At 70.5% G+C, this 8,752-nt stretch carries 9 protein-coding genes; 5 read left to right on the top strand and 4 right to left on the bottom strand.

Annotated elements, in window-relative coordinates; all coding sequences use genetic code 11:
- From ACWDN5_RS45355 to ACWDN5_RS45345, 3 genes are all read left to right on the top strand, one after another.
- Window positions 1-1,040 (top strand): carboxyl transferase domain-containing protein (locus ACWDN5_RS45355; protein ID WP_449680633.1); only part of this gene is annotated, 1,040 nt, incomplete at its 5' end.
- 5 nt (window positions 1,041-1,045) lie between these two features.
- A complete protein-coding gene (locus ACWDN5_RS45350; protein WP_449680632.1) occupies window positions 1,046-3,031 on the top strand; it encodes an acetyl/propionyl/methylcrotonyl-CoA carboxylase subunit alpha in 1,986 nt (661 codons plus the stop codon).
- Complete coding sequence (locus ACWDN5_RS45345) at window positions 3,028-4,182, top strand: acyl-CoA dehydrogenase family protein (RefSeq protein WP_449680631.1); 1,155 nt, start codon at window positions 3,028-3,030, stop codon at window positions 4,180-4,182. The genes ACWDN5_RS45350 and ACWDN5_RS45345 overlap by 4 nt, the downstream gene beginning before the upstream one ends.
- Window positions 4,183-4,223: 41 nt before the next feature.
- On the opposite strand, the gene ACWDN5_RS45340 is transcribed toward ACWDN5_RS45345, so the two are convergent.
- The 3 genes from ACWDN5_RS45340 to ACWDN5_RS45330 are packed head-to-tail and all read right to left on the bottom strand — an operon-like array spanning window position 4,224 to window position 6,412.
- Window positions 4,224-5,555 carry a hypothetical protein gene (locus ACWDN5_RS45340; RefSeq protein ID WP_449680630.1) on the bottom strand — a complete coding sequence of 444 codons (1,332 nt, stop codon included), beginning with the start codon at window positions 5,553-5,555 and terminating at the stop codon, window positions 4,224-4,226.
- Entirely contained in the window at window positions 5,552-5,887 is a 336-nt protein-coding gene (locus ACWDN5_RS45335) for a hypothetical protein (RefSeq protein WP_310973344.1), read from the bottom strand. The genes ACWDN5_RS45340 and ACWDN5_RS45335 overlap by 4 nt, the downstream gene beginning before the upstream one ends.
- A 15-nt stretch (window positions 5,888-5,902) precedes the next feature.
- Complete coding sequence (locus ACWDN5_RS45330) at window positions 5,903-6,412, bottom strand: YbaB/EbfC family nucleoid-associated protein (RefSeq protein WP_449680629.1); 510 nt, start codon at window positions 6,410-6,412, stop codon at window positions 5,903-5,905.
- Window positions 6,413-6,556: 144 nt separating this feature from the next.
- On the opposite strand from ACWDN5_RS45330, the gene map reads away from it, so the two are divergent.
- Together map and ACWDN5_RS45320 are read left to right on the top strand one after the other, a co-directional pair.
- Window positions 6,557-7,321 (top strand): type I methionyl aminopeptidase, encoded by a 765-nt coding sequence (gene map / locus ACWDN5_RS45325; protein WP_449680628.1) that lies wholly within the window; start codon window positions 6,557-6,559, stop codon window positions 7,319-7,321.
- Window positions 7,322-7,330: 9 nt separating this feature from the next.
- On the top strand, window positions 7,331-7,843 hold the full coding sequence (locus tag ACWDN5_RS45320; protein WP_449680627.1) for a GNAT family N-acetyltransferase: 513 nt from the start codon (window positions 7,331-7,333) through the stop codon (window positions 7,841-7,843).
- Here ACWDN5_RS45320 and ACWDN5_RS45315 read toward each other — a convergent pair.
- Window positions 7,840-8,718: a hypothetical protein gene (locus ACWDN5_RS45315; RefSeq protein WP_449680626.1), complete on the bottom strand. Its 879-nt coding sequence runs from the start codon at window positions 8,716-8,718 to the stop codon at window positions 7,840-7,842. The two genes, ACWDN5_RS45320 and ACWDN5_RS45315, sit on opposite strands and share 4 nt — an antisense overlap.
- Window positions 8,719-8,752: the final 34 nt, after the last annotated feature.

Here is an 8,752-nt window from a genome sequence, read left to right as displayed (position 1 = left end):
CGGATGACGCGTACGCGAGCCGGGGTCTCCTTGCCGGAGGCGCCGTCGTTCTGCGGGGCCAAGGGGTCTCCTTCGGCCCGCCGCTGGTGAAGGCGGCGACCGGCGAGGTCGTCACGGCCGAGGAGCTCGGCGGCGGCGACGTCCACGCGCGGCAGTCCGGCGTCACCGACCACCTGGCCGACGACGACGCCCACGCGCTGCGGATCGTCCGGTCGATCGTCTCGACGCTCGGGCCGCGCACCCCGCGTCCGTGGGAAGTCCTGCCGACCGAAGCGCCCGCCGTCGACCCGGCCGAGCTGTACGGCGTCGTGCCGACCGACCCGCGCGTGCCCTACGACGTGCGCGAGGTGATCGCCCGGATCGTCGACGGCAGCCGGTTCGCCGAGTTCAAGAAGGAGTACGGCGCCACGCTGGTCACCGGGTTCGCCCGGATCCACGGCCACCCGGTCGGCATCATCGCGAACAACGGCGTCCTGTTCGCCGAGTCGGCGATGAAGGGCGCGCACTTCATCGAGCTGTGCGACAAGCGCTCGATCCCGCTGTTGTTCCTGCAGAACATCACCGGTTTCATGGTCGGGCGCGCGTACGAGGCGGGCGGTATCGCCAAACACGGCGCCAAGATGGTCACGGCCGTGGCGTGCGCGCGGGTGCCGAAGCTGACCGTCGTGATCGGCGGCTCGTTCGGGGCCGGCAACTACTCGATGTGCGGCCGGGCGTACTCGCCGCGGTTCCTGTGGATGTGGCCGAACGCGCGGATCTCGGTGATGGGCGGCGAGCAGGCGGCGTCGGTGCTGTCGACGGTCCGCCGTGACGCCATCGAGGCCCGCGGCGGCGAATGGTCCACAGAGGACGAAGAGGCGTTCAAGGACCCGATCCGCGAGCAGTACGAGGCGCAGGGCAGCCCGTACTACTCCACCGCGCGGCTGTGGGACGACGGCGTCATCGACCCGGCGGACACCCGCACGGTGCTCGGCCTCGCCCTTTCGGCCGCGGCCAACGCACCGCTGGCCGAGGTCAACTACGGCGTCTTCCGGATGTGAGGGGCATGTTCGACTCAGTGTTGGTCGCGAACCGGGGCGAGATCGCGGTCCGGGTCATCCGCACGCTGCGGGCCCTCGGCATCCGCGCGGTCGCGGTGTACAGCGACGCGGACGCCGACGCGCGGCACGTCCGCGAGGCGCACACGGCGGTGCGCATCGGCCCGGCGGAAGCCGCCCGCAGTTATCTGAACATCCCGGCCATTGTGGACGCCGCGGTGTCGTCCGGTGCGCAGGCCGTGCACCCCGGTTACGGCTTCCTGGCCGAAAACGCCGAGTTCGCACGGGCCTGCGAGGCCGCCGGGCTGGTGTTCATCGGCCCGCCGGTGGCGGCGATCGACGCCATGGGCGACAAGATCCGCGCCAAGGCGACGGTGTCGAAGGCCGGCGTGCCCGTCGTGCCCGGTGCGTCCGATGTGGACATCCCGGACGGTGACTTCGCTTCGGCGGCCGCGAAAGTCGGCTACCCGCTGCTGCTCAAGCCGTCCGCCGGTGGTGGCGGCAAGGGGATGCGGCTGGTGCACGCCCCCGAGGAACTGGATGCCGCGATCGAGTCGGCGCGGCGCGAGGCCAAGGGCTCGTTCGGCGACGACACGCTGCTGATGGAGCGGTTCGTCACGACCCCGCGGCACATCGAGATCCAGGTGCTGGCCGACACGCACGGCCACGTCATCCACCTCGGCGAGCGCGAGTGCAGCCTGCAGCGGCGGCACCAGAAGATCATCGAGGAAGCGCCGTCGGTCCTGCTCGACGCCGCGACGCGCGAAAAGATGGGCTCAGCGGCGGCCGAGGCCGCGCGCTCGGTCGGGTACGTCGGCGCCGGCACCGTCGAGTTCATCATGTCGGCGCACGACCCGGACGAGTTCTTCTTCATGGAGATGAACACCCGGCTGCAGGTCGAGCACCCGGTCACCGAGCTGGTCACCGGCCTCGACCTGGTCGAGTGGCAGGTCCGGGTGGCGGCCGGGGAACACCTGACCGTGCAGCAGGACGACGTCGTCCTCGAGGGACACGCCGTCGAAGCGCGGGTGTACGCCGAAGACCCGGCGCGCGGGTTCATCCCGACCGGTGGGACGGTGCTGGCCGTGCACGAGCCGTCCGGCGACGGCGTCCGCGTCGACTCGTGGATGACGCCGGGCGCGGTGGTCGGCTCGAACTACGACCCGATGCTGGCCAAGGTGATCGCCTGGGGCCCGGACCGCGCGGCCGCGCTGCACCGGCTCGACCTGGCGCTGGCCGACACGGCGTTGCTGGGCATCGGCACGAACACCGCGTTCCTGCGCGGGCTGCTGGCCGACGCCGACGTCCGCGCGGGCAAGCTCGACACCGAACTCGTCGACCGGCGGCTGTCGGAGCTCGTCTCCTCCGAGGTGCCCGCGGAGTTCTTCGTCGCGGCCGCGCTCGACCGGTTCCTCGAGCTGCAGCCGTCCGGGCCCGTGGTCGACCCGTGGGACGTGCCGGACGGCTGGCGGATGGGCGGCTCCGGCGGGGTGACGTTCCGGCTGAAGTCCGGCACCGCCCGCGCGGTGGTCCGGGTGCAGGGCACGCCGTCTTCGGCGACGGTGTTCGTGGACGACGCTTCCCCGGTCCACGTGTCGGCCCGGCGCGACGGCGACGTCCTGGAGATCCGGCACGCGGGCGGGTTCCACCGCTACCGCCAGGCCTGCGGTCCGGATCGGACGGTCTGGCTGGCGCGCGACGGCCTGAGTTTCCCGTTCGGGGAGCAGGAGTTCGTGCTGGCGGCGCGCGGCGAGGCCGCCGGGGCGGGTCCGGTCACCAGCCCGATGCCGGGCACGGTGCTCGTGGTGAAGGTCGCCGCGGGTGACGTCGTCAAGGCCGGGACGCCGTTGCTGGTCGTCGAAGCGATGAAGATGGAGCACACGGTCACCGCGCCGATCGACGGCGTGGTCAGCGAACTCCCCGTCCGGGCCGGCCAACAGGTCGCGCTGGACGAAACCCTAGCCGTCGTAAGCCCCCAAGAGGAGCAGCCGTGATCGACTTCCGCCTGGACGAGGAGTACGAGTCCCTCCGCAAGACCGTCGAGGATTTCGCGCGCGGCGAGGTCGCGCCGGTGATCGGCGAGCTGTACGAGAAGGAAGAGTTCCCGTACGCGATCGTCGCGAAGATGGGCGAGATGGGCCTGTTCGGCCTGCCGTTTCCCGAGGAGTTCGGCGGGATGGGCGGCGACTACTTCGCGCTGTGCCTGGTGCTGGAGGAGCTGGCGCGGGTCGACTCGTCGGTCGCGATCACCCTGGAGGCCGGCGTTTCCCTCGGCGCGATGCCGATTTACCGCTTCGGAACGCAGGAGCAGAAGGAGAAGTGGCTCCCGGACCTGTGCGCGGGCACGGCACTGGGCGGCTTCGGCCTGACCGAACCGGGCGGCGGCTCGGACGCCGGCGCCACGCGCACGCGCGCCCGGCAGGACGGTGACGAGTGGGTCGTCAACGGCAGCAAGGCGTTCATCACGAACTCGGGCACGGACATCACCCGGTTCGTCACGGCCACCGCGGTCACCGACGTGATGGAGAACGGCCGCAAGGAGATCTCGGCGATCCTCATCCCGTCCGGCACGCCGGGCTTCGCGGTGGCGCCGAAGTACTCCAAGGTCGGCTGGAACTGCTCGGACACCCACGAGCTGTCCTTTTCGGACGTCCGCGTCCCGGTGGAGAACCTGGTCGGTGTCCGCGGCCGCGGGTACGCGCAGTTCCTGTCCATTTTGGACGAGGGCCGGGTCGCGATAGCCGCGTTGTCGGTGGGGTTGGCGCAGGGTTGCGTGGACGAATGCCTCAAGTACGTCAAGGACCGGGTCGCGTTCGGCAAGCGGATCGGTGAGTACCAGGCGATCCAGTTCAAGATCGCGGACATGGAGGTCCGCACCCACACCGCCCGCCTGGCGTACTACCAGGCGGCGTCGAAGATGCTGCGCGGCGAGCCGTTCAAGAAGGAGGCGTCGATCGCCAAGCTGGTGGCCTCCAACGCGGCGATGGACAACGCCCGCGACGCGACGCAGATCTTCGGCGGGTACGGGTTCATGAACGAGTTCCCGGTGAGCCGCTTCTACCGCGACGCGAAGATCCTGGAGATCGGCGAGGGCACGAGCGAGGTCCAGAAGATGCTGATCTCACGCCACCTCGGCGTCGCCTGACCGCACGAGGGGCACCTCCGGCGGGAGGTGCCCCTCGTGGGTTACTGCGGTTGTTGCTGTTGCTGCTTCTTGTCTTCTTCGGCCCACGCGGCTTCCGCCTGCATCTGGATGTCGGTGAGACCGCGGTCGACCTGCACGATGTCCTTGCCCGCCCAGCCCACGAAGTTCTTCGAGCTCTTCGCGTCGGAGAGCGCCTTCAGCATCGGGTAGTAGTCCGGGTGGTTCTTCTTGATCCAGTCGTCGGCGAACTTCATCTTCTGGTAGCTGTCGCCGAACTTGGTCTTCAGCCAGTCCTCGTGCTTCTTGATGGTCGAGATGTCGTGGTCGCTCAGGTGCGACTTCGGCGGCGCCGGCTTGGGCGGGGGCGGCAGGGGCCGGGAGAAGTTCGGCGTGGTCCCGTCACCCGGCGGCCGGGTGCTCGGCGTGGCACCGCCGCCCGGGTTGTCGTGGGTGACCGCGGTGCCCGGCGGGGGCAGCGGCCGCGAGAAGTTCGGGGTCGTGCCGTCGCCCGGGGGCCGGGTGCTCGGCGTCGCGCCGCCACCGGGGCGGTCGTGGGTGATCGCGGTGCCCGGCGGCGGCACCGGCGTCAGCTCGTGGCCCGCGCTCGACGACGAGCCAGGCTTGCCCTTGACCAGCTTCGACAGCCCGGTGAGCCGGGCCAGCGTGCGGCCGGCGTAGGCGACGACCTTGGCGAGCTTCGCCATCATCGCCGCGACCTGCACCGAGACCGTCGCGACGCACTTGGTCACCCCGACCGCGATCGAGGCGCCGAAGGTGGGGATGGCGAGGGCGAGCGCGATCAGCATCGTGGAGATGATGTCGCCGAGGATGGTCGTGATGATGTCGCGCAACAGCGCGCGGACCGCGCCGATCAGCGCCCCGGTGGTCTCGACCATGTAGCCGGCGACGTCGGCCGCCTTGGCGTTGGCGTCGATCCAGCCCTTCCGGTCGTTGATCGACTTCAGGAAGCTGTCGTAGCCCTTGCCCTGCCACTGGGTGATCGTGGCCTTGAGCGTCTTTTCGAGGTCCTCGCTGGTGTTGCGCAGGCTCTCGCCGATCTTGTGCAGCTCGTTGGCGACCTTCGTGACTTCCGACGGGTTGCCCGCGACCTGGTCGAGCGGCCACTTCAGGAACGAGACGTGCTCGATCAGCCAGCCCAGTCCCGCGGCGATCAGCTTCGCCAGCGGGTCCATGGCGAACGCGACGGTGTCGAGCACGGCGCTGATGACGTTGATGCCCAGCTCCACGCTGACGGCCGCGAGGTCGCCGCCGTGCTCGGTCTGGACCTTGCCGATCGAGTCCCCGACCTGCTTCCAGCTGTCGAAGACGCCGGCGCCCGTGGTGGAGTTCGCGGACGTGATGGGAACGGTCACTTGCCCAGCTCCGTTTCGAAGGTGCTCAAGCCCTGCGCCGTGTTCGCGTCGTGGGTCGCGTACGTCTCGGCGGCCTTCTTCAGGTCGTCCGCGGACTTGCCGATGTCGCCGACGAGCTTGGTGATCTCCCCGGTGATGACGGCCATCGTGACCCGCGAGGGCACGGCGAGCACCTGCGCGAGCAGGATGCCGAACGCGGCGTTGTCGAACCCGTTGGCCGCCTGCATCCGGTTCGCGGCGTCCTGCACCGCCGGTTGCGTGGTGCCCGACAGGAACTGGCTGAACTTCTGCAACTCGGCCGGGTCGACCGAGAACCCTGCTCCGGAAACCACCGTTTCTCCTCCGTGCTACCAGGGATTGCTTTCGCCGTCGTCCTCGTCCGGCTCGGGCCGGGGGCGACGGCGCGGCTGACCACGCTGCGGCTGCGGCGGACCCGCCTGGGGCGGACCCGGCGGCGGTGGCCGGTGCGCCGGAGGCTCCTCGGCCGCCTGCTGCGGGCTCTCTTCCGGCTGCGGCAGGAACTCGTCGAGGAGTTCGCGAGCCGCCGAGTTCTCGCCGACCATGCCGCTGAACGCGTCGGCGACCTCGGCCGAGACCTTCTGCTGCGCCCGGCCGATCAGCTGCAGCACCAGGCCGGACAGGGCTTGCGGGGGACGCTCGTACGCACGCGGGCCGAACCGGAGGTCCTGCAGGACGCCGCTCGGGCCGACGGTCACCGAGACCGACCCGTCCGGCGATTGCACGCTGGCGACGGCGGATCGGAGTTTTTCCCGGGCTTCCGCGGCTTTGGCCTGGATTTCCGCGAGTTCGGCGCCGAACGCGGCGAGCGCGTCGCCGTCGGGCACTGACTGGGTCAATTTGTCCTCGTCGCGAGAGAGGTCGTGAACGGGGGAAGTCAATCAGCGCTGCCTGAACTCCGGATGACACGGACCGAGCCACCGGTTGAACGTGCGTACCTGTCCGCACTGGACAGCGATAACTATACCGGTATAGTTATCGGCATGGTCGAGATCAAAACCGAGTCCGAGCTGGCGATGATGCGCGAAGCCGGGCGAGTCGTGGCGAACACCCTGCACGCGGTCAAGGAGGCGGCCGCGATCGGCGTCTCCCTGCGCGAGCTGGACGACGTCGCCGCCCACGTCATCAGCGAGGCGGGCGCGAAACCGTCGTTCCTGCACTACCAGCCGCGGTCCGCGCCGACGCCCTACCCGAACGTCCTCTGCGCCAGCGTCAACGACGTCGTCGTGCACGGGATCCCCACCGCGTACCGCCTCCAGGACGGCGACCTCGTCAGCATCGACTGCGGCGCGATCCTCGACGGCTGGAACGGCGACGCGGCGATCAGCTTCGTCGTCGGCACCGCCGATCCCGCCGACCTCGCCCTCATCGAGGCCACCGAGCGGGCCCTGCAGGCCGGGATCGCCGCCGCTCAGCCGGGCGCGAAGCTCGGGGACATCTCGTACGCGATCGGCGTCGCCGGGCGCGCGCACGGCCACGGCATGCTCGACGACCACGGCGGGCACGGCATCGGCCGCGCGATGCACGAGGACCCGCACCTGCCGAACGAAGGCCGCCCGGGGCGCGGAATGCGGCTCAAGCCGGGGCTCGCGCTGGCGATCGAGCCGATGCTCACCCGCGGCGGCGACGGTTACCGCTACGCCGAGGACGGCTGGTCGATCCTGACCGCCGACGGCAGCCGCGCGGCGCACGTCGAGCACACCATCGCCATCACCGAAGACGGCCCGCGCGTGCTCACCGTGCGGTAGACAAGGGGAATGGACAACATCGTCATCCGGTCGGGTGATTCCGGGGATGCTGACACGCTGCTGCGCTTCTTCGACGAGGCCGTCGAATGGCTGGCCGCACGCGGCAGCTCGAAGCAGTGGGGGACCGAGCCGTGGAGCCGCGTCCCGAAGCGCGTCGAGCGGGTCCAGGGCATGGCCGCGGACCCGGGCCTGCGCATCGCGATGGTCGACGGCGAGCCGGCCGGCGCGCTGATCGTCTCGGAGGACCACGACCCGCACGTGCCCGCGGTCGACGAGCGCGAGCTGTACATCCGGCTGCTGATCACCTCACGGCGGTTCACCGGCCGGCGCGTCGGCGGCCGCCTCGTCGAGTACGCGCTCGACGAGGCGCGCCGCCGCGGTATCGACCTGGTCCGGGTCGACTGCTGGGCGGGTGGTGACGGCGACCTGCAGCGGTACTACGAGGGGCAGGGGTTCAAGCCGACCGTCCGGTTCGACGTCGACGAGTGGGTCGGCCAGGTGCTGGAGCAGCGCGTGGGTTAGCGGACCCGGAACCGGGCGGTCATCCCGTGCAGGGCGAGCGGGCGGCCGTCGGGGCCCGGTTCGAAGCTGATCAGCGTGTAGGTGCCCGGCCGCAGCGCCACCAGGGACATCACGTCGGAGCCGTTGTCCTGGCCGATGGTGACGACCTGGTCGTGGGTCAGCTTCCCGCCGAGCAGGTCCTCGGCGGTGGCGCCTTCGGGGAGCCGGAACAGGATCGCCTCGTGCCGCTGTGCGCCGGTCTGGTGGAAGCGCAGCACCACCTTGCCGTGCGGCGCGCGCACGCTGGTGGCGGCGGGCCGGTAGAAGTAGTCGCCGACCTCGACGTCGAGCGGGACCGCGTCCGCCGGCACGGGTGGTGCCAGCGGTTCGAGCTTGTTCACCTTCAGGTAGCCGTCGGTGTCCGGCCACCAGTACCAGCGTTCGTGGACGAGCTTGTGGCCGTAGGCGAGGTAGGTGCCCTCGGTGCTGAAGCTGCCGTCCGGGTAGGCGACGACGTCGAGGGTGCGCATCCGGTCGATGCGCAGGCCGCCGAGCACCCTCGGCACGCTCGCGTAGCTGTCCTGGTGCATGAACGTGGTGATGAAATGGACCGTGAACAGGGTGGCCGCCGGGTTGGCGGCGAGGTCGTCCGGCCTGGCGGAGTCACCGGCGTTGACGCACGCGACGAAGTTGCCGATGCCGGCGCGGACCCGCCGGGCCGTGGCCGGGTCCGCCGGGCGGCCCGGCCCGGACGGTGCCGCGGCCGTCGCGGGGTCGATGGTCCAGGCGCCCGGTGCCGGGGAGGTGCAGGTCGGCTGGGTCGTCGTCGTGGCGGCGGGCGGCGCCCCCCCCCCCCTGGCTATACCCAGGGCCGGGGGCGGCGAAAAGTGGGTCAAGCGCCAGTGACTGTACTATTAAAGGAATATCAAA

The organism is Amycolatopsis sp. NPDC003731, from assembly GCF_053586895.1.
This window is presented reverse-complemented; position numbering and strand designations above follow the sequence as displayed.

Bases quoted from the DNA above. Each gene is read 5' to 3' on its own strand.
- ACWDN5_RS45350 (WP_449680632.1), top strand. From the start codon at position 1,046: ATGTTCGACTCAGTGTTGGTCGCGAACCGGGGCGAGATCGCGGTCCGG.
- map (WP_449680628.1), top strand. From the start codon at position 6,557: ATGGTCGAGATCAAAACCGAGTCCGAGCTGGCGATGATGCGCGAAGCC.
- ACWDN5_RS45320 (WP_449680627.1), top strand. From the start codon at position 7,331: ATGGACAACATCGTCATCCGGTCGGGTGATTCCGGGGATGCTGACACG.